This is a genomic window from Pseudomonas sp. KBW05 (assembly GCF_003852405.1).
Taxonomy (GTDB): Bacteria; Pseudomonadota; Gammaproteobacteria; order Pseudomonadales; family Pseudomonadaceae; genus Aquipseudomonas.
On the sequence record NZ_QAJM01000018.1, the window covers coordinates 13,764 to 37,338 of the forward strand.

General features: G+C 61.7%; 23 protein-coding genes. 9 read left to right on the forward strand and 14 right to left on the reverse strand.

Translation table 11 applies throughout. The features are described from left to right. The first annotated feature begins 8 nt into the window (after positions 1–8). The 7 genes from DBR46_RS17200 (at position 9) to pqqE (ending at position 6,580) form a co-directional block, all read left to right on the forward strand. A complete protein-coding gene (locus DBR46_RS17200) occupies positions 9–803 on the forward strand; it encodes a carbon-nitrogen hydrolase family protein (protein ID WP_124527147.1) in 795 nt (264 codons plus the stop codon). A gap of 48 nt (positions 804–851) precedes the next feature. After that, positions 852–3,206 (forward strand): pyrroloquinoline quinone biosynthesis protein PqqF, encoded by a 2,355-nt coding sequence (gene pqqF / locus DBR46_RS17205; protein WP_124527148.1) that lies wholly within the window; start codon positions 852–854, stop codon positions 3,204–3,206. Positions 3,207–3,365: 159 nt separating this feature from the next. Continuing rightward, positions 3,366–3,440 (forward strand): pyrroloquinoline quinone precursor peptide PqqA, encoded by a 75-nt coding sequence (gene pqqA, locus DBR46_RS17210; RefSeq protein ID WP_003194766.1) that lies wholly within the window; start codon positions 3,366–3,368, stop codon positions 3,438–3,440. A gap of 69 nt (positions 3,441–3,509) precedes the next feature. Then, positions 3,510–4,421 (forward strand): pyrroloquinoline quinone biosynthesis protein PqqB, encoded by a 912-nt coding sequence (gene pqqB / locus DBR46_RS17215; RefSeq protein ID WP_124527149.1) that lies wholly within the window; start codon positions 3,510–3,512, stop codon positions 4,419–4,421. A gap of 11 nt (positions 4,422–4,432) precedes the next feature. Beyond that, entirely contained in the window at positions 4,433–5,185 is a 753-nt protein-coding gene (pqqC, locus tag DBR46_RS17220; RefSeq protein WP_124527150.1) for a pyrroloquinoline-quinone synthase PqqC, read from the forward strand. Then, positions 5,182–5,457, forward strand: a complete 276-nt coding sequence (gene pqqD / locus DBR46_RS17225) for a pyrroloquinoline quinone biosynthesis peptide chaperone PqqD (protein ID WP_003194772.1) — start codon at positions 5,182–5,184, stop codon at positions 5,455–5,457. Before pqqC ends, pqqD begins: the two co-directional genes overlap by 4 nt. Further along, positions 5,450–6,580: a pyrroloquinoline quinone biosynthesis protein PqqE gene (gene pqqE, locus DBR46_RS17230; RefSeq protein ID WP_124527319.1), complete on the forward strand. Its 1,131-nt coding sequence runs from the start codon at positions 5,450–5,452 to the stop codon at positions 6,578–6,580. The genes pqqD and pqqE overlap by 8 nt, the downstream gene beginning before the upstream one ends. A gap of 5 nt (positions 6,581–6,585) precedes the next feature. Here the strand turns inward: pqqE and DBR46_RS17235 are convergent, their stop codons facing one another. The 4 genes from DBR46_RS17235 to DBR46_RS17250 all read right to left on the reverse strand — a co-directional run bounded on the left by DBR46_RS17235 (position 6,586) and on the right by DBR46_RS17250 (position 9,004). Further along, positions 6,586–6,744 carry a YqaE/Pmp3 family membrane protein gene (locus tag DBR46_RS17235; RefSeq protein ID WP_010207008.1) on the reverse strand — a complete coding sequence of 53 codons (159 nt, stop codon included), beginning with the start codon at positions 6,742–6,744 and terminating at the stop codon, positions 6,586–6,588. A gap of 95 nt (positions 6,745–6,839) precedes the next feature. Then, on the reverse strand, positions 6,840–7,160 hold the full coding sequence (locus DBR46_RS17240) for a DNA-binding transcriptional regulator (protein ID WP_017739527.1): 321 nt from the start codon (positions 7,158–7,160) through the stop codon (positions 6,840–6,842). Further along, positions 7,144–7,509 (reverse strand): type II toxin-antitoxin system RelE/ParE family toxin, encoded by a 366-nt coding sequence (locus DBR46_RS17245; RefSeq protein ID WP_124527151.1) that lies wholly within the window; start codon positions 7,507–7,509, stop codon positions 7,144–7,146. The genes DBR46_RS17240 and DBR46_RS17245 overlap by 17 nt, the downstream gene beginning before the upstream one ends. Positions 7,510–7,744: 235 nt before the next feature. Continuing rightward, positions 7,745–9,004 carry an aspartate aminotransferase family protein gene (locus DBR46_RS17250; RefSeq protein ID WP_124527152.1) on the reverse strand — a complete coding sequence of 420 codons (1,260 nt, stop codon included), beginning with the start codon at positions 9,002–9,004 and terminating at the stop codon, positions 7,745–7,747. Between the two features lie 209 nt (positions 9,005–9,213). On the opposite strand from DBR46_RS17250, the gene DBR46_RS17255 reads away from it, so the two are divergent. After that, complete coding sequence (locus DBR46_RS17255) at positions 9,214–10,113, forward strand: LysR family transcriptional regulator (protein ID WP_124527153.1); 900 nt, start codon at positions 9,214–9,216, stop codon at positions 10,111–10,113. Positions 10,114–10,339: 226 nt separating this feature from the next. Here DBR46_RS17255 and DBR46_RS17260 read toward each other — a convergent pair whose 3' ends face one another. The 10 genes from DBR46_RS17260 to bioB all read right to left on the reverse strand — a co-directional run bounded on the left by DBR46_RS17260 (position 10,340) and on the right by bioB (position 22,721). Further along, positions 10,340–12,118: an acyl-CoA dehydrogenase C-terminal domain-containing protein gene (locus DBR46_RS17260; RefSeq protein ID WP_124527154.1), complete on the reverse strand. Its 1,779-nt coding sequence runs from the start codon at positions 12,116–12,118 to the stop codon at positions 10,340–10,342. Between the two features lie 123 nt (positions 12,119–12,241). Further along, positions 12,242–14,011: an acyl-CoA dehydrogenase C-terminal domain-containing protein gene (locus tag DBR46_RS17265; protein ID WP_124527155.1), complete on the reverse strand. Its 1,770-nt coding sequence runs from the start codon at positions 14,009–14,011 to the stop codon at positions 12,242–12,244. A 90-nt stretch (positions 14,012–14,101) separates the two neighbouring features. Continuing rightward, complete coding sequence (locus tag DBR46_RS17270; protein ID WP_124527156.1) at positions 14,102–15,391, reverse strand: diguanylate cyclase; 1,290 nt, start codon at positions 15,389–15,391, stop codon at positions 14,102–14,104. A gap of 208 nt (positions 15,392–15,599) precedes the next feature. Continuing rightward, a complete protein-coding gene (locus DBR46_RS17275; RefSeq protein ID WP_017739534.1) occupies positions 15,600–17,405 on the reverse strand; it encodes a phenylacyl-CoA dehydrogenase in 1,806 nt (601 codons plus the stop codon). A 326-nt stretch (positions 17,406–17,731) separates the two neighbouring features. Continuing rightward, positions 17,732–18,013, reverse strand: coding sequence for a hypothetical protein (locus tag DBR46_RS17280; protein ID WP_017739535.1), 282 nt, complete (start codon positions 18,011–18,013; stop codon positions 17,732–17,734). A gap of 106 nt (positions 18,014–18,119) precedes the next feature. Further along, positions 18,120–18,800 carry a dethiobiotin synthase gene (bioD, locus tag DBR46_RS17285; RefSeq protein ID WP_124527157.1) on the reverse strand — a complete coding sequence of 227 codons (681 nt, stop codon included), beginning with the start codon at positions 18,798–18,800 and terminating at the stop codon, positions 18,120–18,122. After that, positions 18,797–19,609 carry a malonyl-ACP O-methyltransferase BioC gene (gene bioC, locus DBR46_RS17290; RefSeq protein ID WP_124527158.1) on the reverse strand — a complete coding sequence of 271 codons (813 nt, stop codon included), beginning with the start codon at positions 19,607–19,609 and terminating at the stop codon, positions 18,797–18,799. The genes bioD and bioC overlap by 4 nt, the downstream gene beginning before the upstream one ends. Then, positions 19,602–20,333: an alpha/beta fold hydrolase gene (locus DBR46_RS17295; RefSeq protein ID WP_124527159.1), complete on the reverse strand. Its 732-nt coding sequence runs from the start codon at positions 20,331–20,333 to the stop codon at positions 19,602–19,604. The genes bioC and DBR46_RS17295 overlap by 8 nt, the downstream gene beginning before the upstream one ends. Then, a complete protein-coding gene (gene bioF / locus DBR46_RS17300; protein ID WP_124527160.1) occupies positions 20,326–21,507 on the reverse strand; it encodes an 8-amino-7-oxononanoate synthase in 1,182 nt (393 codons plus the stop codon). The genes DBR46_RS17295 and bioF overlap by 8 nt, the downstream gene beginning before the upstream one ends. Positions 21,508–21,665: 158 nt before the next feature. Further along, positions 21,666–22,721 carry a biotin synthase BioB gene (gene bioB / locus DBR46_RS17305; protein WP_122487227.1) on the reverse strand — a complete coding sequence of 352 codons (1,056 nt, stop codon included), beginning with the start codon at positions 22,719–22,721 and terminating at the stop codon, positions 21,666–21,668. Positions 22,722–22,813: 92 nt separating this feature from the next. Here bioB and DBR46_RS17310 point away from each other — a divergent pair, with 92 nt between their 5' ends. After that, entirely contained in the window at positions 22,814–23,551 is a 738-nt protein-coding gene (locus DBR46_RS17310; protein ID WP_124527161.1) for a ComF family protein, read from the forward strand. Positions 23,552–23,575 lie beyond the last annotated feature (24 nt).

Sequence of the window (23,575 nt, forward strand, 5' to 3'; positions counted from 1 at the left end):
GCCGAATCATGCGTGTCGCCCTGTACCAATGCCCGCCACTGCCGCTGGACGTGGCCGGCAATCTCAAGCGCCTGCACCAGTTGGCGCATGAAGCCTCCGGCGCCGATGTGCTGGTGCTGCCGGAGATGTTCCTCAGCGGCTACAACATCGGCGCCGAAGCCGTTGGCGCCTTGGCCGAGGCGGCAGATGGCCCTTCCGCACAGACGATTGCCGAACTGGCGCAAAGCGCAGGCCTGGCAATCGTGTACGGCTACCCGGAGCGCGGCGAAGACGGGCAGATCTACAACGCCGTGCAGTTGATCGACGCCCACGGCCAGCGCCTGTGCAACTACCGCAAGACCCATCTGTTTGGCGACCTGGATCATTCGATGTTCAGCGCCGGCGGCGACGACTTGCCGCTGGTGGAGCTCAACGGCTGGAAGCTGGGAATGCTGATCTGCTACGACCTGGAGTTCCCGGAAAACACGCGGCGCCTGGCCCTGGCCGGCGCCGAGCTGATCCTGGTACCCACGGCGAACATGGTGCCGTTCGACTTCGTCGCCGATGTCACCGTGCGGGCGCGGGCCTTCGAGAACCAGTGCTTCGTGGCCTACGCCAACTACTGCGGGCATGAAGGCGAGATCCACTACTGCGGGCAAAGCAGCATCGCCGCACCGGATGGCCAGCGCATTGCCCAGGCGGGGCTGGATGAAGCCTTGATCGTCGGCACCCTGGAGCGCCAATCGATCCTCGATGCCCGCGCCGCCAACCACTACCTGCACGATCGCCGCCCCGAACTGTACGGCGCGCTGCACAAGCCCTGACCCATCGGGTTTGCTAGCATAGGCACTTCCTACGTTTCGGAAGTGCCCATGCCTGCGCCGGCCCACCCCCTTGATCGTCAACTGACCCTCGCCAATGGCTTGCGGGTTACCCTGCTCCATGCGCCACGCTTGAAGCGCTGCGCCGCTGCCTTACAGGTGGCTGCCGGTAGCCATGACGTGCCGCTGGCTTGGCCGGGACTGGCGCATTTTCTTGAACACCTGTTGTTTCTCGGCACTGAGCGTTTTCCTACCAGCGAAGGGTTGATGACTTACGTGCAACGCCACGGTGGCCAGGTCAATGCCAGCACCCGTGAGCGCACTACCGACTTCTTCTTTGAGCTGCCGGTTGCAACCTTTGCCGATGGGCTGGAACGCTTGGCGGACATGCTGGCCCACCCGCGCCTGACGCCAGAAGACCAACTGCGCGAACGTGAAGTGTTGCAGGCGGAGTTTGTCGCCTGGTCCCGGGATGCCAAGGCACAGCGGCAGGTGGCGTTGCTCGAAGGTCTGGCGGCAGATCATCCACTGCGCGGCTTTCATGCGGGCAACCGCGACAGCCTGCCGGTGGAGCGTGAGGCCTTTCAGCAGGCCTTGCGGGAATTCCATCAGCAGTTTTACCAGAGTGGGCAGATGAGCCTGCGTCTTGCCGGGCCGCAGCCGTTGGACGAACTGGAAGCCCTGGCCCAGCGATTCAGCCAGGCGCTGTTTACAGGCGTTTTGCACCCTCAAGCCGCACCGCCGGCATTGATGGCCGGCCAAGCCCAGGGCTATCAGTACAACGCCGACAATCACCTGCATCAGGTCATCACTTGCCATGCGCCCCGCGCGGCATTGGAGTTCCTTTGCACCTGGCTCAACGCCTCGGCGCCGGGCGGGCTGATGGCCGAGCTGCAAACACGACAACTGGCCACTGACTTGCAGGCGACGGTGCTGTATCACTTCGCCGGACAAGCCGTGCTCGATATCGACTTTACCCTCGGCGCACAAGGTGAACAGGCGACACTGATTGAATCCTTGCTGTACGACTGGCTGAGCTTTTTCGCACATAGCGATTGGACTGCACTGCAAGAAGAGTTCGCCCTGCTCGCCGCTCGCCAGCAGCAGACCCGAGGCGCCCTGGCCTGGGCTCGGCACACCCACGAAGACTTCTCGGAACAGGCCATCGCCGCCCTCAAAGCCATGCTCGACGCGCTGCACCTGCCGGCCGCCCGACACACTTGGCAACTACCCCCCAACAATCCCTTCCTGCGCCCACCGCTCAAGGAAGAACGCGCCGGCCTGATTCGCGGCCAGACCAGCGCCCACCGTGGTTTACGCACGTTCGCCCAGGACCGTTCACGGGGGCGTCGTGAAGTCTCGGCGCTGACCTTTAGCCAAGCGCTGGCGCATGACACCGATGAAGCGGCGCTGTACCTGAACTGGCGTTTTGCGCCCGTTGGCCTGGAAGGCGCCCTGCAGTCATTGCGTGAGAATGCTCGTCAGGCGGGCGTTGAATTGTCGTTTGAAACCGTTGGCAATGACTGGCTGGTGAAACTGGTCGGGTTACCCGAACCCATGCCGGCAGTGCTGGACGCGTTGGCGCATAGCCTGAATCAGACGCAACAGGCACCCTGCGTACCTACGCCGATGATCGCCATCCGCGAATTGCTCAAGGCGCTGCCCGCTTGCGGCACCGCCAACACGCCCGAAAACACCGAGGCAACCTGGGCCGGCGCACAGTGGCAAGGCCTGGGGCTGGGGTTTTCCGCCGCATCTGAAGCGGCGATCAAAGCCGCAGCGGCCCGCCTGCCTGGGCACCCAACAAATCTCGAACGGGTCCTGCCAACCCTCGGCGGCCAGCGCATCTGGCACGAGGTACAAACCGATTCCAACGAAGCCGCCCTGCTGCTGTTTTGCCCGACACCCAGCCAATCCTTGGCGGATGAGGCTGCGTGGCGCCTGCTTGGGCATATGCTCCAGGGCCCGTTTTACCAACGCCTGCGGGTAGAACTGCAAATCGGCTACGCGGTATTCAGCGGCGTCCGACAGATCAACGGGCAAACCGGTCTGCTGCTTGGTGTGCAATCCCCCAGCGTGTCCCTCGCTGGGATCATCGAACACCTGCACACCTTCCTCACGCAGTTACCTGCACGCATCAGCAGCAGCGAAGACCTCGGCAACCTGGCGCTGGCCCGACAATTTTCAACTGAGACGCTACCCCTTGCCCAGGCCGCCGAACTGCTCTGGCACGCGCGCTTGGCAGGGCATCCGGCGGATTATCTGGAGCACCTGCAACAATCAATCCAGGGCCTCACGCGTGAACAGATGCAACACGCCGCCGAGCAATTGATCGACGCCACAGGCGGCTGGCGCTGTATCGCCAACGGCCCAATCATCCAGGGCCAATGGCAGTCTCCAGGCTGATCATTGCCAACCCTGCAACAGGCTTTTTCCGCCGAGACAGCGCTAACTTGAACAGATCTGAGTATTATTCCTACGCACACAGCTGAACATCTCCGATTGGAGGTGGACTATATGTATTACTTGGTAGTGAAAGTCCCATCCCTTGGTAGGAGTAAGAATATGACCTGGTCCAAACCTGCTTACACTGATCTGCGTATCGGTTTCGAAGTCACCATGTACTTCGCCAGCCGTTAATCTGCTGGGTAATACAACGCCTCGGCCCGCCCGGGGCGTTTTTGTTTTGAGCTTTGCTTGGGAGCTACCATGTTTGTCCAGATTCTAGGTTCCGCCGCCGGCGGTGGTTTCCCCCAGTGGAACTGCAACTGCGTGAACTGCGCAGGTTTCCGTGATGGCAGCCTGCGGGCCCAGGCACGCACCCAGTCGTCCATCGCGATCTCCGACGATGGTGTGAATTGGGTGCTGTGCAACGCCTCGCCGGATATTCGTGCGCAACTGCAAGGCTTTGCGCCGATGCAACCGGGCCGCGCCCTGCGCGATACCGGCATCAGCGCGATCATCCTGATGGACAGCCAGATCGACCACACCACCGGCCTGCTGAGCCTGCGCGAAGGTTGCCCGCACCAGGTGTGGTGCACCGACATGGTCCATGAAGACCTCAGCACCGGCTTCCCGCTGTTCACCATGCTCACCCACTGGAACGGCGGCCTGGCCTGGAACCGCATCGAGCTGGACACCAGCTTCACCGTCCCGGCCTGCCCCAACCTGCGTTTCACCCCGCTGCCACTGCGCAGCGCCGCGCCGCCCTACTCGCCGCACCGCTTCGACCCGCACCCAGGCGACAACATCGGCTTGATCGTCGAAGACCTGCGCACCGGCGGCAAGCTGTTCTATGCCCCGGGCCTGGGCAAAGTCGACGCGCCGCTGCTGGAGATCATGGCCGCCAGCGACTGCCTGCTGGTGGACGGCACGATGTGGGATGACGACGAAATGCAGCGCCGTGGCGTCGGCACCCGCACCGGGCGCGAGATGGGCCACCTGGCGCAAAACGGCCCCGGCGGCATGCTCGAAGTGCTGGAGCAGTTGCCCGAGCAGCGCAAAGTACTTATCCACATCAATAACACCAACCCGATCCTCGATGAAGACTCCCCCGAGCGAGCCGAACTGGTGCGGCGCAATGTCGAAGTGGCTTACGACGGCATGAGCATTGAATTGTAGGAGCGACCAAAATGACTGACACGCCATTGACCACCGCTGAATTCGAAGCCGCCCTGCGGGCCAAGGGCGCCTTCTACCATATCCATCACCCCTACCACGTGGCGATGTATGAAGGCCGCGCCAGCCGCGAGCAGATCCAGGGCTGGGTCGCCAACCGCTTCTACTACCAGGTGAACATCCCGCTCAAAGACGCGGCGATCCTGGCCAACTGCCCGGATCGCGAGATCCGCCGCGAGTGGATCCAGCGCCTGCTCGACCACGACGGTGCACCGGGTGAAGACGGCGGCATCGAAGCCTGGCTGCGCCTGGGGCAGGCCGTCGGCCTCGATCCCGATCAACTGCGTTCGCAGGAATTGGTCCTACCCGGCGTACGATTTGCGGTAGATGCCTACGTCAACTTCGCCCGTCGCGCCAGCTGGCAAGAAGCCGCCAGCAGCTCGCTGACCGAACTGTTCGCGCCGCAGATCCACCAGTCGCGCCTCGACAGCTGGCCGCAGCATTACCCGTGGATCGACCCCACCGGCTACGAATATTTCCGCACCCGCCTGGGCCAGGCCCGGCGCGACGTGGAGCACGGTTTGGCGATCACCCTGCAGCACTACACCACCCGCGAAGGCCAGGAACGCATGCTGGAAATTCTCCAGTTCAAACTGGATATTTTGTGGAGCATGCTGGACGCCATGAGCATGGCCTACGAACTGAAACGCCCGCCGTATCACAGCGTCACCGACCAACGGGTGTGGCATAAAGGGATCACCCTATGAGCTTTGATCGCAGCAAGAAACCAACCTGGCGCCAAGGCTATCGCTACCAGTACGAACCCGCGCAAAAGGGCCATGTGCTGCTCTACCCCGAAGGCATGATCAAGCTCAACGACAGCGCCGCGCTGATCGGCGGCTTGATCGACGGCGAGCGCGATGTGGCGGCGATCATCGCCGAGCTGGATAAGCAGTTCCCCGGCGTGCCTGAGCTGGGCGACGACATCGAGCAATTCATGGAGGTCGCCCGTGCTGAGCACTGGATCACCCTTGCCTGAAAAACCGCCGATTGGCCTGCCGTTGTGGCTGCTCGCCGAGCTGACCTACCGCTGCCCGTTGCAGTGCCCGTATTGCTCCAATCCGCTGGATTTTGCCGAGCAGGGCAAGGAGCTGAGCACCGAGCAGTGGTTCAAGGTGTTTCGCGAAGCGCGGGAAATGGGCGCCGCACAGCTGGGGTTTTCCGGCGGTGAACCGCTGGTGCGCCAGGACCTCGCCGAACTGATCGCCGAGGCACGCAAACTGGGGTTCTACACCAACCTGATCACTTCCGGCATCGGCCTTACCGAACAGAAGATCAGCGACTTCAAGAAGGCCGGCCTGGACCATATCCAGATCAGCTTCCAGGCCAGCGACGAGCAAGTGAACAACCTGCTGGCCGGCTCGAAAAAAGCCTTCGCGCAAAAACTCGAAATGGCCCGCGCAGTGAAAGCCCACGGCTACCCGATGGTGCTGAACTTCGTCACCCACCGGCACAATATCGACAAGATCGACCGCATCATCGAGCTGTGCATTGCGCTGGAAGCGGACTTTGTCGAACTCGCCACCTGCCAGTTCTACGGCTGGGCGCAGCTCAACCGCGTCGGGTTGCTACCCACCCAGGAACAGCTCGTGCGCGCCGAACGCATCACCAACGAATACCGCGCCAAACTGGAAGCCGAAGGCCACCCGTGCAAGCTGATCTTCGTGACCCCGGACTACTATGAAGAGCGCCCGAAAGCCTGCATGAATGGCTGGGGCAGTATCTTTCTGACAGTGACGCCGGACGGCACCGCCCTGCCCTGTCACGGCGCCCGACAGATGCCGGTGCAGTTTCCCAACGTGCGCGACCACAGCATGCAGCACATCTGGTACGACTCGTTCGGCTTCAACCGCTTTCGCGGCTACGACTGGATGCCCGAGCCATGCCGTTCATGCGATGAAAAGGAAAAAGACTTCGGCGGCTGCCGTTGCCAGGCCTTCATGCTCACGGGGGACGCGAGCAATGCCGACCCGGTGTGCAGCAAGTCCGAGCAGCACGGCATCATCCTCAAGGCGCGGGAAGAAGCCGAACACGCCACTCAGACCATCGAGCAACTGGCCTTTCGCAATGAGCGTAATTCACGGCTCATCGCTAAAGGCTGACGGCCTCAGCGCTTGGCGATGATGTACACCGCGTGGATGATGCCCGGGAAATAACCGCACAGGGTCAGCAGAATATTCAACCAGAACGCACCGGCGAAACCCACTTGCAGGAACACACCCAGTGGCGGCAGCAGAATGGCGATGATGATACGAATGATGTCCATGGGTTCAGCTCCAGAAAATCGGCTCGTGTGAGCCGTGTAGCTAATCGACCTTGGGGGTTCATGAGGGTTCAGTGGGATCTGGCGTTGGGCCATCTTCAGGCCAGGATTTCCAAACCGTGTTTTTGCACGATGCTCAGTAGCTTGAGTGCCATGCCGCTAGGGCGTTTCTCGCCGGATTCCCACTGTTTCACCGTGGAGGCGCTGGTGTTCAGGTAGCGGGCGAAAACAGGTTGGCTGACGTGACTGTTTTCGCGCAGTTCTTTAATTTTTTCTGCCGGGATTTGCTCCGGCACAGCGGATAAGCATGCTTCGTCATATTCACGAAGGGTGGTCTTAGTGATGGCGCCGATAGCGTAAAGCGCTTCAGCAGAATGGTGAATGGACTCAAACACCTCGCTTTTATACTTCTTGGTCATGATGTATCTCCACGAACTCCCTGAGATCCAGCATCCGCTGAATCTGCTCTTCGTTAAAACTTTCATAAGTCGTAGCCAACGACCGAAGCCAAATCAGCTCGCTCTGACTGATATTGCTTTGGTCTTGCTTGGCGAACAGCAATTGATATACCCAGTAATGCCGGCCCTTGGCCAATACGATGGAACGATGTCTATTCTGGTTGAGGCGCTTTTTCCAAACACCACCTCCAAGATTATCTGCCTGCCCCTTCAGCAATTGACCAAACGCCTCCCTCAATTGCGAATCACAGATCCAGGCCTTGCTGGCTACATCAGCAAATTTCCGGGTCTTGAACAACCTGAGCTTCATGGATATCCCTTCCAGCAAACATACCACCCAGTGGTACAGATTTGAAATGGAGCACGCCACAACGCTCCACCCCCCATCGGCAGTCCTTGCCGACGCCCGCTAAAAAGCCATTGTTTTCACAAGCGCTCAATCAACATTTTCAATCCAAAAATTTCACATACAAAAAAACGCCCCCAGCCAAAAGAATCAGGCCGGAGGCGCCGCGTATACCGCGAGACGGTTCAGGAAATAAGGGTTAAACAGCGATGCCCTTGCGGCATTGCAGTTGCGCGGTGCGCACGCGGGAGAAGGCGCGCGCCAGGCGCAGGAGCATTTCGTCGATATTGCTTTTGCTCACCGTCAGCGCCGGGGTAAAGCGCAGGCAGTTGGGTTGCGGGGCGTTGAGGATAAGGCCTTCGTGCAGCGCCGCTTTTACCACCGCATCTGCAGAATCATCTGACAAGGTCAGGCCCCACATCAGGCCATGGCCACGCAGTTGGCCGTGGTCGTAGCGGTAAGCCAGGCGGGCGAGGCCTTCGCCCAGGTGCAGGCCGGCTTCGCGCACATGCTCAAGAAAGCCGTGTTCCAGCACGGTATCGAGTACCGCCACGCCAGCCGAGGCCATGAGCGCATTGCCGTGATGGGTGCCTTCCAACTCGCCCACTTCAAAGCAACAGGCGTTGCCCCGCGCCAGCAGCGCTGCCAGGGGCACGCCGCCGCCGAGGCCTTTGCCGAGGGTGATGATGTCGGCGCGCACGCCGTATTGCTGTTCGGCGAGCAAGGTGCCGCAACGACCGAGGCCGGTTTGCACTTCGTCGAGGATCAGCAGAATGCCCAGCTCGCGGCACAGGCGCTCCACACCTTTAAGGTAATGCTCGGTCGCGGGAATCACGCCCGCCTCGCCCTGGATCGGTTCGAGCATGATCGCAACGGTTTGCGCATCCACAGCGGCGTGCAGGGCCGGCAAATCGTTGAAGGGCACGTGGCTGAAGCCCGGCAATTGCGGTTCGAAGCGGTTGCCAGCGGCGCCCGCCGAAGCGGCCATCGCGGCGAAGCTGCGCCCATGGCAACCGGCGCTGGCGCTGATGATCCGATAGGCGCCGCCGCGATGCCGCTGGCCCCATTTGCGCGCCAGCTTGATCGCCGCTTCGCAGGCTTCCGCGCCGCTGTTGAGCAGGTAAGCCTGGTCGCTGCCGGTGCGGTGGCACAGGCGCTCGGCGAGGTTGAGTTGGGCGCGGTTATACAGACCATTACCCGGGTTGATCAGTGCCTGGGCCTGATCGGCCAGGGCCTTGATCAACACCTGCGGGCTATGGCCGAGGCTGTTGGCGGCGTTTCCCTGGCTGAAATCCAGGTAGGCACGGTCCTCACTGTCCCACAACCAGGAGCCCTGGCCGCGTACGAAAACCTGCGGCGGCCGCGCCACGGTGGGCATCAGGGAATCCCCCGACGGCGATTCATCCAGAATCAGGTCATCCAGGCTCGGCGCAGACCGACGCATATTGAACAGGTTCACAGCTCGCCCCCGATAGCAACCGGACCTTGGTCGGTACATCCGGCCACTGCGGTCATGAGGTTTTTTGCCTTGCCTATGTAAACGCTGTCTGAATAAACGCTGTTCATTGCCCGATCTGGCCCTGTAAGCCCTGCGAATAGGCGCTAGACTAGGCGCCTCGGGGGCCAACAGCCATTTCGATTTTCCAGCTTTTTCGATAAGTAAGTCTTATGGATTTCAAGCAACTGCGTTATTTCGTCGCGGTGTATGAGGAAGGCCACGTCGGCCGCGCCGCAGAGCGTCTGTCGATCTCCCAACCGGCACTGTCCCAACAGATCCGCCAACTGGAGCAGAACCTCGATGTGAGCCTGTTCGAACGCAGCAGCAAACGCCTGTTGCCGACTCTGGCGGCCCACACGCTGTACAACCACGCGTTGCCGCTGATCGATGGCATGCAGCAAGCCGTCGAAGCCTTGCGCAATTTCAAGGGCCAGGCCATGCGCACCTTGGCCATTGGCGTGCTGCAAACCGTGCACACCAGCCTGGTCCCGCAAATGCTTGAGCGTGTGCGCAAGGCCCAGCCGCATCTGGTGGTGCAGATCTACGAATTGACCGGGCTGGAGATCGAACGGCGACTGCTCAATGGCTCGCTGGACATAGGCATCAGCTACCTGCCACCCCGACAGCCGGGGCTACACGGCGCACTGCTGTACGAAGATGAGTTGAAGGTGGTTATCCCCGAGGATCATCCGCTGCGGGAATTCAAGAAAGTCTCGCTGAAACAGGCGGCCGAGTTGCCCATGTTGCTGCTGGGGGAAGAGTTTCAGGTCCGGCAGATCTGGCAGGGCCAATTGGCCAACCTCGGGCGGCGCCCGCAGGTGCAGGCCGAGCTGAACACGATGGTGGGGATTCTCGACAGCCTGCCTCACACCAAGCTGGCGACGGTGCTACCAGGACGTTCCCAGGACGAACACAACAGCCAGTCGCTGCTGTGGAAACCCTTGAGCGAACCCAGGGTGCCGTTGAAAGTGGGCTTGGTATGCCGTGATGCGCAGCGCCAGCAAGCGACGGTAGCGCTGTTGCGCACCTTGCTCGAAGACGTGATGAATGCCCCGCAGGCAGGCGCCTGACTTTTTCGCGGGCAAAAGAAAACCCCGCCGAAGCGGGGCTTTGCAGACTGTTTCCCTGACATCCATTTCACTCCGCCGTCCTGGCAGAATCCTACGTGTCCGTGTTGTTGCTTTGCGCTTCCTGCGCGACGTCCATGTGAAGTAGATTATCTGTGGATCCAATTTGGCGATAGAGGACGAATAGCAGCACGTCATGTAAGAGATTGCTTACACGCCCTCCAAGCCCTTAGAACAGTGCTTCATCCAGCAAAAACAGTGATTCGCTACCGGCTTTTACCGACGCACTCAGTGACTGGATGCGCGGCAGCAGGCGCGCAAAATAGAAGCGCGCCGTGCCCAGCTTGCTGGCGTAGAAGTCTTCCTCAGCCTCTTTGCCCAGCGCCGCCTTGGCCATGCGTGCCCACATGTAGGCGTAGGCCATGTATCCAAATGCATGCAAATACTCCACGGAGGCCGCACCGATTTCATTCGGGTTGGTCTTCGCGCGGTCCAGCACCCAGGCGGTCAATTCGTCGAGGTTATCCACCGCCGCGCTCAGCGGCTTGGTGAACTCGGCCAACTCGGTGCCTGCCGCTGCGATGAACTGGCGGACCTCGTCGGCGAACAAGGTGTAGAACGCACCGCCGCTGCCCACGATCTTGCGGCCCATCAAGTCCAGCGCCTGGATACCGTTGGTGCCTTCGTAGATCTGGGTGATGCGTACGTCACGTACCAGTTGCTCCTGGCCCCACTCGCGGATGTAACCGTGGCCGCCAAACACTTGCTGGCCGAGCACGGTGGTTTCCAGACCGAGATCGCTCAAGAACGCCTTGGCGACAGGTGTCAGCAACGCCACCAGGTTATCCGCGCGCTCGCGGGCCGCCGGGTCTTCGCTGAACTTGGCGATGTCCAGTTGCGTCGCCACGTAAGTGGAGAATGCACGGCCGCCTTCGTTCGCCGCCTTCATGGTCAGCAGCATGCGACGCACGTCCGGGTGGACGATGATCGGGTCCGCGACTTTGTCCTTGGCCTGGGCACCGGTCGGCGCACGGCTTTGCAGGCGGTCACGCGCGTATTCAATCGCGTTCTGGTACGAGCGCTCACCCGACGCCAGGCCCTGGATGCCAACGCCCAGACGTTCGTAGTTCATCATGGTGAACATCGCCGCCAGGCCGCGGTTCGGCTCGCCCACCAGGTAACCCACGGCGCCATCGAAGTTCATCACACAGGTCGCGGACGCCTGGATGCCCATCTTGTGTTCGATCGAGCCACAGCTCACCAGGTTACGCGCGCCCAGGCTGCCGTCGGCATTGACCATGAACTTCGGCACGAGGAACAACGAAATGCCCTTGGGACCGGCCGGCGCATCCGGCAGTTTGGCCAGCACCAGGTGGATGATGTTGTCGGTCAGGTCGTGCTCGCCACCGGTGATAAAGATCTTGGTGCCGCTGATGGTGTAGGAACCGTCCGCCTGCGGCTCGGCCTTGGTGCGAATAATCCCCAGGTCAGTACCGGCATGGGCTTCGGTCAGGCACATGGAGCCAGCCCACTCACCGGAGTACATCTTCGGCAGGTAGATGGCCTTGAGTTCTTCACTGGCGTGGGTGTTGATCGACACGCAGGCGCCGGAGGTCAGCATCGGGTACAGGCCGAACGCCAGGCTCGACGAGTTGATCATCTCCTCAACCTGGGCCGAGACCGCCTTGGGCATGCCCATGCCGCCGAACACCGGGTCTCCACCTACGCCGACCCAACCGCCTTCAGCGTAGGTTTTGTAGGCCTGTGGATAACCATCCGGGGTAAACACCGCGGTGTCTTCCCAACGGCAGCCTTGCTCATCGCCGCCACGGCTGAGCGGGGCAATGGATTTGGCGGTGACTTTGCCGGCTTCTTCGAGGATGGCCTCTACGGTTTCGGCGTCAACGGTGTCTGCCAATGCCGGCAATTGGGCCCAAGTGGTGGCGACCTCAAAGACTTCATTGAGGACGAAGCGCATATCACGCAGCGGCGCTTTGTAATCAGCCATGGCAAACCTCGTGAGAACGTGAAAAGTAATTCGGTAAGTGTCGGTTTTACAGGCTCCGAGTGTACCCGAACAACTTTTCAGACACATAGGGTCCACTTGTGACTGATTGGTATTTTTAAGTCATCAGAGCGCAAATGCCTCCGCCGGCAGACTCATCAGGCATTCGCTGCCCGCTTCCACCGCCGCACGGTGGGTGGCGGTACGCGGCAACAGGCGCTTGAAGTAAAAGTCGCAGGTGGCCAGCTTGGCTTTGGCGAAGTCCGTATCGGGCTCGCCAAGCGCCGCGATCGCCATGCGCAGCCACAGGTAGGCGAGCACGATGTAACCGCTGTACATCAGGTAATCCACCGCCGCTGCGCCCACTTCATCAGGGTTCTTCATGGCCGCCATGCCCACTTTGGTCGTCAGCTCGCCCCATTCCTGGTTGAGTTGATTGAGCTGCGCCACGTAGGCCTTGAGCTGCGCATGCTCGGCATTCGCCGCGCAGAACTTATGCACGATTTTAGTGAAGCCACGCAGCAGCTTGCCCTGGCTGCCCAGCACCTTGCGCCCGAGCAAATCGAGGGCCTGGATGCCGTTGGTGCCCTCATAGATCGGCGCAATCCGCGCATCCCGCGCCAGTTGTTCCATACCCCATTCGCGGATGTAGCCATGGCCGCCGAAAATCTGCATGCCGTGGTTGGTCACCTCCATGCCGGTGTCGGTCATAAAAGCCTTGCAGATCGGGGTGAGGAACGCCAACAGGTCTTCGGCCTCCTGGCGCTGGGCCGCGTCGCTGCTCAGGTGTGCAGTGTCGAGCAACTGCGCAGTGAAATAGGTCAGGGCGCGGTTGCCTTCGTTGAAGGCTTTCATGGTCAACAACATGCGCCGCACATCGGGGTGCACGATGATCGGGTCGGCCGCTTTGTCCGGGGCCTTGGCGCCGGTCAGGGCACGCATTTGCAGGCGGTCGTTGGCGTATTTGATCGCACCCTGGAAGCTCGCCTCGCCATTGCACAAGCCCTGCATGCCGGTGCCCAGGCGCGCGTGGTTCATCATGGTGAACATGCAGTTGAGGCCCTTGTTTGCCTCGCCGATCAGGAAGCCCTTGGCCCCGTCGAAGTTCAACACGCAGGTGGCAGACGCCTTGATGCCCATCTTGTGTTCGATGGAACCGCAGTGCACCGCGTTGCGCGCGCCGGTGTCGGCATGGAACTTGGGCACGATAAACAACGAGATGCCCTTGGTGCCCGCCGGCGCGTCCGGCAGCTTGGCCAGCACCAGGTGGATGATGTTCGCGCTCATGTCGTGCTCGCCGGCCGAGATGAAGATCTTGCTGCCGGTCACCGCATAACTGCCGTCCGCCTGGGGCACGGCGCGGGTCTTGATCAGGCCCAAGTCGGTGCCGCAATGGGCTTCGGTGAGGCACATGGTGCCGGTCCACTCCCCGGCGGTAAGTTTGCTCAGGAAGGTGTCTTTCTGCTTGGCGCTGCCGTGGGCGTGGATCGCCGACATCGCGCCATGGGTCAGCCCCGGGTACATGCCCCAGGAGGTATTGCTGGAGCCGATCATCTCGCTGAGCACCAGGCCCAGGGATTGCGGCAAGCCCTGGCCGCCATAGGCCGGGTCCGCCGCCACGCCGTGCCAGCCGCCTTCCACATATTGGGCGAAGGCTTCCTTGAAGCCCTTGGGCGTGGTGACCACGCCGTTATCGAAATGGCAGCCCTCTTCATCGCCACTGCGGTTCAGCGGTGCGAGCACGTTTTCGCAGAATTTCGCGCCTTCTTCGAGGATTGCGCTGACCATGTCCGGGCTGGCGTCTGTCGCCCCCAGCGCCGCGTAGTGGCCGTGGAAATCAAACACGTCGTCGATCAGAAAGCGCATGTCGCGCAGGGGAGCTTTGTAGTCAGGCATGGCAATGTCTCCGGCAGCAGATGGCTTCAACCTACTGGCGGCAACCCGCCTGGACAATCACTGTAGCGCTGCTGAATACAGCGCCATTACTCAACCGGCAGCGCTCTCCATGCGCACCGCGCCACGCCGGGTTTGCCCGGCCGCGATCACGCAATTGCGCCCCGCGCCCTTGGCGGCGTACAGCGCCTGGTCGGCGGACTTGAGCACTTCTTCGCTGGTGCGCTGCTCGGCCTGGCGCTCGGCCACACCGATACTCACGGTCACCGACACACTGGTTGCACCGCTGCCCACGCGGCGCTGGCGACCTTGCTGATCGTCCTGGGGGCGGTCCGGGTTGCGCAGCTTGATGTCGTAGTTGGCGATGATCTCGCGGATCTCTTCCAGGTGCGGCATGCATTCGTCCAGGGTCTTGCCGGCGAACACCACGGCGAACTCTTCCCCACCATACCGATAGGCGCGCCCACCACCGTTGACCTTGGCCAACTTGCTCGCCACCAGGCGCAGCACCTGGTCCCCGACGTCGTGGCCATGGGTGTCGTTGAAGCGCTTGAAGTGATCGACGTCGGTCATCGCCAGTACATAGTTGCGACCCAGGCGCTGCATGCGCTCGTTCAGCGCACGGCGCCCCGGCAACCCGGTCAGCTCGTCGCGGAAGGCCATTTGATACGCCTCGTGGGCCACGCCGGCGGCGATCATCAGCATCACTTGGCTGCACATGATGTTGAGGGTGAACGGCAGGATGAAGGTTTGCGGCAACATCCAGAACAATCCAACAAACCCCACCAATTGCGCCGCGTGCAGCGGGCGTGGCTGATACCAGTACTGCGCCGCGAGGGTCAGGAAGCCGATCAGGAACATCGGATACGACAACTGGATCAGGCTCATCCAGTTGCCATGCAGCGCCGGCCAGCGAATCTCGGCCAGCCAGTTCAGCAGCGCCTGGGGATAACTTTGCTCCAGCGCCAACGCCACGCTGCCGACGGCAAACAGCACCGCACAACGCGCGACGAAGTCACGGAACAGGTGGGTCTTTTCCTGCCACAGCGCGTAGATGCTGAACAACAGCGGCAACAACAGGCAACACAGGTGGAACACCACGGCGGCGTCTTCGCGCACGCGGCCGTTGTCGCGGTAGTAATCGGTCTGGGTGTCCAGCAGGAAATACGCGACGTACACCGTGATCATCAGGAACAGTTCGCGCTGGCGACGGTACACCGCGCAATACGCACCGCCGAGCAACAGCACCAAAGTCGGCAGCACGTTGAACAGCGAAGTGAAGAAGACGTTGAGGTCCTTGACGTACGCAGCCGAGAGCCCGGCCAGCAACAGCAGCAACGAAGGGAGGAAATGACTGAACCGTACAGCGGACACGCGTGACAAGGGTAAAACTCCGACCCGCAGATAAATGATGGCACTGTGCCTGTATGCAGACAGTTAAGCACAACCTGGCACGCATGTATCACATTGCCATCACTGTAACGGCAGCCGACGCTAATCCCTGAGCGCTGTACTGGGGTTTTTTATCGCCCACAAAAAAGCCGCCGCTCCCGTAAAGGAGCGGCGGCTCTGGAAGTGAACACGGTAAGGCTTAGTAAGCCAGGCCGAAGTCTTCTTCTTTCATGTCCATCAGGTTGTTGGCACCCGACAGCATGGTGGCTTTATGGGCCAGGGTACGCGGCAGGATGCGCTGGAAGTAGAAGCGCGCGGTCTGCAGCTTGGCGGTGTAGAACGCCTCTTCGGTGGTGCCGGCGGCCAGCTTCTCGGCTGCCAGGCGCGCCATGTCGGCCCAGAAGTAAGCCAGGCACGCGTAACCGGAGTACATCAGGTAATCCACCGAGGCTGCACCCACTTCTTCGCGGTCTTTCATCGCGGCCATGCCGACCTTCATGGTCAACTCGCCCCACTCTTTGTTCAGTGCAACCAGCGGTGCAACGAATTCTTTGACGGCTTCGTTGCCTTCGTTGGCCTGGCAGAACTTGTGCACGATCTTGGTGAAGCCCTTGAGCGCTTCGCCTTGGGTCATCAGCACTTTACGGCCCAGCAGGTCGAGCGCCTGGATACCGGTGGTGCCTTCGTACAGCATCGAAATGCGGCTGTCGCGCACGTTCTGCTCCATGCCCCACTCGGCGATAAAGCCGTGGCCGCCGTAGATCTGCACGCCGTGGTTGGCGGATTCAAAACCGACTTCGGTCATGAACGCCTTGGCGATCGGGGTCATGAACGCCAGCAGGCCGTCGGCTTGCTTCTTGGCTTCGTCGTCGGTGCCGTACTTGACGATGTCCACTTGCTTGGCGGTGAAGTACACCATCGCACGGTTGCCTTCGGCGAAGGCTTTCATGGTCAGCAGCATGCGGCGCACGTCAGGGTGCACGATGATCGGGTCAGCGGCCTTGTCCGGCGCTTTCGGGCCAGTCAGGGAGCGCATTTGCAGGCGGTCACGAGCGTATTTCAGGCCGCCCTGGAAGCCGATCTCTGCGTGGGACAAGCCTTGCAGCGCAGTGCCCAGGCGCGCGGTGTTCATAAAGGTGAACATGCAGTTCAGGCCTTTGTTCGCCGGGCCGATCAGGAAACCGGTGGCCGCGTCGAAGTTCATCACGCAGGTGGCGTTGCCGTGGATGCCCATCTTGTGTTCCAGGGAGCCACAGGTCACCGCGTTGCGCTCACCCACCGAACCGTCTGCATTCGGCAGGAACTTCGGCACGATAAACAGCGAGATACCTTTGGTGCCAGCCGGTGCGTCCGGCAGGCGGGCCAGGACGATGTGGACGATGTTGTCGGCCATGTCGTGTTCACCGGCCGAGATGAAGATCTTGGTCCCGGAGACTTTGTAGGAACCGTCGGCCTGAGGCTCGGCCTTGGTGCGCAGCATGCCCAGGTCAGTGCCGCAGTGTGGCTCGGTCAGGCACATGGTGCCGGTCCATTCGCCCGACACCAGCTTGGTCAGGTAAGCGTCTTGCTGCTCAGGGGTGCCGTGCTCGGAAATGGTATTCATCGCACCGTGGGACAGGCCCGGGTACATGCCCCACGACCAGTTGGCGGCGCCAACCATTTCGCTGACCGCCAGGCCCAGGGATTCCGGCAGGCCTTGGCCGCCGTGCTCCACGTCGTGGGCCAGGCTTGGCCAGCCGCCTTCGACGAATTGTTTGTAGGCTTCTTTGAAACCCGTAGGGGTTTTAACGCCTGACTCACTCCAGGTACACCCTTCGATGTCGCCCACGCGGTTCAACGGTGCCAGTACTTGCTCACAGAACTTGGCGCCTTCTTCGAGAATGGCGTCAACCATGTCCGGGGTAGCGTCCTGGCAAGCCGGCAGGCTTTGATAGTGCGCTTCATAGCCAAGCAGTTCGTCACGAACGAAGCGAATATCACGCAAGGGGGCCTTGTAATCAGGCATAGCGATAAACCTCTGCTGATGTATCTGGAATGAACAACCGCGTGGATTTGTTGTAGCGGTCAAACAGGTGTTTGAAACATACGTTTACGACCTGGGGATGTCAAGACGCCGTTTGTCATGACGCCAATCAATGACGCGCACGGCGATGCTTGCGGCGGGTTGCCACAGCAAAGGAAAGTGTAGGAGTTCAGAGGGTTGGCGCAGGACAAATGTGGGAGCTGGCTTGCCTGCGATGCGGGTGCCGCGGTGTATCAGGAAGACCGAGTTGAGGCTATCGCAGGCAAGCCAGCTCCCACAGAAGAGCCAGCAAGCCGGGAGAGAGGGGATTAAGCGTAAGTATCGATCAACGTACCAAGCATTTCATCCGAAGCCTTGGCAACCTTGGCACCCAGCTCCACTTGAAACTTGCCTTGCGCCATTTCGACCATATTGCTCGCCGAGTTGGAAGGCTGGGCACGATCATTGGCGCGCAGACGATCAACCTGTGCATCCGAGGGCTGGGTCGTCGCGGCGCTGGCGATTTTGCCGGCTGCCTGGTCGACACGGTTCTGCCCGGTCTGAATGGTGCTCAGGCCCGAATAAAACGCGCTGCTTCCAGAGATGTCCATGGCGTAAGCCTGCCTTTAGAGAATCGTGAACACAGATTGAAGCAGAGAAACCGGCAAAACACCCGTCAAAAACACTAATGGCACAATGCCTTAGTGATAGCCAAAATCAGTCAAGCAGGTCCAGCTGCAAGTACTCCGCGACGGCTTCGGCCCCGGCGTGCTTGAGTTTCGGCACGCGGCCCAGGCATGGCGCAGGCAGGCGTTCGGCCAGGGTGGCGAGGTTTTCTTCCAGACGGGAGGTCTTGGGGTCGATGATATTCGCCACCCAACCCGCCAGCGGCAAACCGTCCCGCGCAATGGCTTCGGCCGTGAGCAACGCATGGCTGATGCAACCCAGGCGCACGCCCACCACCAGGATCACCGGCAGCTTCAGCGCGATGGCCAGGTCCGACAGATTCGCCTGATCGGCCAAGGGTACGCGCCAGCCGCCCGCGCCTTCGATCAAGGTGAAATCCGCGTCCCGTGCCAACACCTGCTGCATGGGTTTGAGCAACGACTGCACCGTGAGCGCAACACCGGCTTCCCGTGCCGCCAGATGGGGCGCGATGGCCGGCTCGAACGCCACCGGATTCACCTCGGCGTAACTCAGCGGCAATGAACACTCGGCCAACAACGCCAGTGCATCGGCATTGCGCAGGCCCTTTGGCGTGACCTGGCAACCGGAGGCCACCGGCTTGCCTGCGGCGGTACTTTTTCCGGCCTGTCGCGCGGCATGCAGCAGCCCGGCCGCGACGGTGGTCTTGCCGACATCGGTGTCGGTGCCCGTAATGAAATAAGCGACGCTCATAACGGTTTCTCCAGTACTGCGTACACCACCTGGTAAGTCGCCGGCAGGCCCTGGGCCTGACGGAACTGCTCATAAGCGTCCACCAGTGCAACAATCCGCGCGCGCCCCGTCAACCCTCCCGGCCGGCCCGGGTTGAGGTTATGCGCGCCCAGCGCCTTCAATTCATGGGTCAGGCTGCGCACATCCGGGTAATGCAATACATGGGGCTGGCGCTCCAGGCTGACCACGCGCAAACCGCTGGCCGCGCACAACTGCTGGTACGCCTCAAAGGTGCGGAAGCGGTTGACGTGCACCAGGCCGTCCGCCGCGCGCCAGCTTTCTCGCAGCTCATCCAGCGTGCCCACGCACAAGCTGGCGAACGCCAGCACGCCGCCGGGTTGCAGCACACGATAGGCCTCGCTGAGCACCGCCTCGAAATTCGCACACCATTGCACCGCGAGGGAGGAGAAGATCAGCCCCAAGCTGTCAGCTTTAAGCGGCAAGCGTTCGGCGTCGCCTGCGATGAAGTGCTGTGCGCCGCCCAATGGCCGGGCGTGGTTAAGCATGCCCTCGGCAATATCCAGCGCCACACCTTGGCTGGCCGGCAAACGCTCACCCAGCACGCGGCTGAAATACCCGGTGCCACAGCCCATATCCAGCCAGCGTTGCGGCGCGAGGGCCGCCGGCAGACGGGCGAGCAATTCACTGCCTACCGCGCGTTGCAACTCGGCAACGCTGTCATAACTGGCCGCTGCACGGGAGAACGACGCCGCTACCTGGCGCTTGTCCGGCAAGGCACCCGGCAGTTGGGGGTGGGATAAATCAGTCATCAACGCACTCATGCAAAAAAGCCTGGATGGCCCCCGCGACACCGTGGGGGTCTTCCAGAAGAAAAGCGTGACCGGCCTGTTCAATCAGACCGATTTCAACATCGGGCAGCAAGCTCAACAGGGCGCTTGCCGCCTCGGCGGGCACCAGTTCATCCAGCCCGGCGAACAGGTGCATCTGCGGGCCGCGATACGCCAGCAAGGCTTCGCGGGTGTCGAGTTGGGCGAGCAGTTCAAGACCGGTCATCAACACGCGGGACGGCGTATTCGGCGCCCCGCTCACTAGCAGACGCGCGAGCCCACGCGGGTCCGCAGCACCCTTGGCACACAACAGGCCGAAGCGTTTCAGGGTGACTTGGGAATCCGCATGGCAACCGGCGAGGAAGGCGTCGAAGGTCTCGGCAGGCATCGCACTCGGCCAACCGTCATGGGCGACGAAACACGGGTTGCTCGCCAGGGTCAGCAGGCCGCAGCAACGTTCCCCGCGCCGCGCCGCCAGTGCCGTGGCGAGCATGCCGCCGAGGGACCAGCCGCCCAGCCAGGCGTTGTCCGGCAATGTGGCGTCGAGTTCATCCAGCCATTCGTCGAGGTCGCTGGAATCCAGCGCCGGCAACGGCTCGATCTGCACCCGCAGGTGTTCGTCGAGCCCCTGCAAGGCGGCGGCCAAGGGTTCCAGCGGCGATACGCCGAGGCCCCAACCGGGCAACAAGATCAGTCGATCACGCATGGTCGGGCTCCGTGGCGCCTAACAAGCGGAAACACTCTTCCAATGCGTTTAACAATAGCTGCACCTGCGCCTCGGTGTGGGCCGCCGTCAAGGTCACGCGCAAACGCGCGCTGCCGGCCGGCACGGTGGGCGGACGGATCGCGGTGACCATCAGGCCTCGCTCGCGCAACATCTGCGACAGGCGCACGGCTTTGGCGCTGTCGCCGATCAGGATCGGCTGGATCGGCGTAAAGCTTGCCATCAAATCCAGGCCCAACTGCTCGGCGCCCTGGCGGAACTGGCGGATCAGGCCGTTGAGGTGCGCGCGGCGCCAATGCTCGGTGCGCAGCAGTTCCAGGCTTTTCAACGTGGCGCAGGCCAGCGCCGGCGGTTGGCTGGTGGTGTAGATATACGGCCGCGCGAACTGGATCAGGCTTTCGATCAGCTCTTCACTGCCGGCCACAAATGCGCCGGCCGTGCCAAACGCCTTGCCGAGGGTGCCGACCAACACCGGCACGTCCTCCTGGCTCAAGCCGAAATGCTCGACGATCCCGCCGCCGCTGGCGCCCAGCGGACCAAAACCGTGGGCGTCATCCACCATCAACCACGCGCCTTTTGCGCGTGTTTCACGGGCCAGCGCAGGCAAATCGGCCAAGTCGCCGTCCATGCTGAACACGCCGTCGGTGACCACCAAGGTATTGCCGATGGCCTTCTCCAGGCGTTTGGCCAGGCTGTCGGCATCGTTGTGCAAATAGCGATTGAAACGTGCGCCGGACAGCAAACCGGCATCCAGCAACGACGCATGGTTAAGCCGGTCCTCCAGCACCGTATCGCCCTGCCCCACCAGCGCGGTAACTGCGCCGAGGTTGGCCATGTAGCCGGTAGTAAACAGCAGTGCGCGCGGGCGACCGGTGAGGTCGGCCAGGGCTTCTTCCAGCTCATGGTGTGGCGTTGCATGCCCCACCACCAAGTGCGAAGCACCACCGCCCACGCCCCAGCGGGACGCACCGGCGCGCCAGGCTTCGATCACGTGCGGGTGATTGGCCAGGCCCAGGTAATCGTTGTTGCAGAACGCCAGCAACGGCTGGCCGTCCACCACCACTTGCGGGCCTTGGGGGCTTTGCAGCAGCGGGCGTTGGCGATAAAGGTGTTCGGCACGGCGGGCAGCGAGGCGCGCGGAGAGATCGAAAGACATGCTGGCCTCGATTAAGCAGACTGAACACGGTCCAAATGTGGGAGCGGGCTTGCTCGCGAAGACGGTGTGTCAGCCAACACATGCATCAACTGAAAGACCGCTTTCGCGAGCAAGCCCGCTCCCACAGTTGGATCGTGTTCCAAAGTGGGACCGGGGATTCAAACCACCGCGTTGTAGAACTGCTCGCTGCTCTTCTGCTCCACCAACGCCTGCTCGATCGCCGCCTGATGCACCTCATCGGCGTGCTCTTCACGGGCCTCCGGCAAGATCCCCAAACGCGAGAACAATTGCATGTCCTTGTCCGCCTGCGGGTTCGCAGTGGTCAGCAACTTGTCGCCATAGAAGATCGAGTTGGCACCGGCAAAAAACGCCAGGGCCTGCATCTGCTCGTTCATCGCCTCGCGGCCGGCCGACAGGCGCACATGGGACTGCGGCATGAGGATGCGCGCCACGGCGAGCATGCGGATAAAGTCGAACGGGTCGATGTCCTCGGCGTTCTCCAGCGGCGTACCGGCCACCTTCACCAGCATGTTGATCGGCACCGACTCCGGGTGTTCCGGCAGGTTGGCCAGTTGGATCAGCAGGTTGGCGCGGTCGTCGAGGGACTCACCCATGCCGAGGATGCCGCCGGAGCAGATCTTCATCCCCGAATCCCGTACGTAAGCCAGGGTTTGCAGGCGCTCGCTGTAGGTGCGGGTGGTGATGATGCTGCCGTAGAACTCCGGCGACGTATCGAGGTTGTGGTTGTAGTAGTCGAGACCGGCCTGGGCCAGCGCTTCGGTCTGCTCCTGGTCGAGGCGACCAAGCGTCATGCAGGTTTCCAGGCCCATGGCCTTGACGCCTTGGACCATCTGCAGCACGTAGGGCATGTCCTTGGCCGACGGGTGCTTCCACGCGGCGCCCATGCAGAAGCGCGTCGAGCCGATGGCCTTGGCGCGGGCGGCCTCTTCGAGGACCTTCTGCACTTCCATCAGCTTTTCTTTTTCCAGGCCGGTGTTGTAGTGGCCCGACTGCGGACAATATTTGCAATCTTCCGGGCAGGCGCCCGTCTTGATCGACAGCAGGGTCGACACCTGCACACGGTTGGCGTCGAAATGCGCGCGGTGCACGGTCTGCGCCTGGAACAGCAGGTCATTGAACGGCTGCACAAACAGCGCTTTGACTTCGGCGAGGGACCAATCGTGACGCAAGGTGGCGGTGGTGCTGGCGCTCATGGGCGATTCCTTGATTATGCTTTGGCAAGCGCTGCGGGAAGGGCAATACCCACAGACACGACACGGATGCTCGGCATATTTAAGGAAGATTCATGCACTGTCAACCTGACCACAAACACCAGGTTTACATCTGGTTAAAAAACGAACACACCTGTTTAATCTGCGATGAAGCGACACTCTCCAGCCATTGTGTATGCAACGTCTGCGAAACCGAGCTGCCCTGGCTGATGGCACCGTGCGAGATCTGCGCCCTGCCCTTGCCGATGGACGGTCTGATATGCGGCCAATGCCTGAAAAAACCACCGGCCTTTAAACAAATGATTGCCCCCTGGACCTACAGCTTTCCCATCGACAGCCTGATCAGCCGCTTCAAGCACCAGGCGCGCTGGCCCCTCGGGCAAATGCTTGCGCGGCTGTTGGGCCAGCACCTGCAACATCACTTCGACAACACCGGACTCCCCCGCCCCGACTGCCTGCTACCAGTGCCCATGGCGCGCAAACGCCTGCGTGAACGCGGCTTCAACCAGGCACACATGCTGGCGCGGTGGCTCAGCCAAGACCTCGGCATCGCCATCGATGAACACCTGTTGTTACGCCCCCAGGACACCGTCGCACAGCAGGCCCTCGACGCCAAAAGCCGCCAGCGCAACCTGCTTACGGCCTTCGCCCTGGCCGTCAACGCCGACGTGACGGGCCGCCACTTCGCCCTGGTAGACGATGTGCTCACCACCGGCGCCACCGCCCACAGCCTCGCCCGCCTGTTGATCAATGCCGGTGCGCGCCAAGTCGATGTGTATTGCCTGGCCCGCACCCCCAAACCGGGCGCCTGACTTGACGCCGCCGCGCCTTGCCCG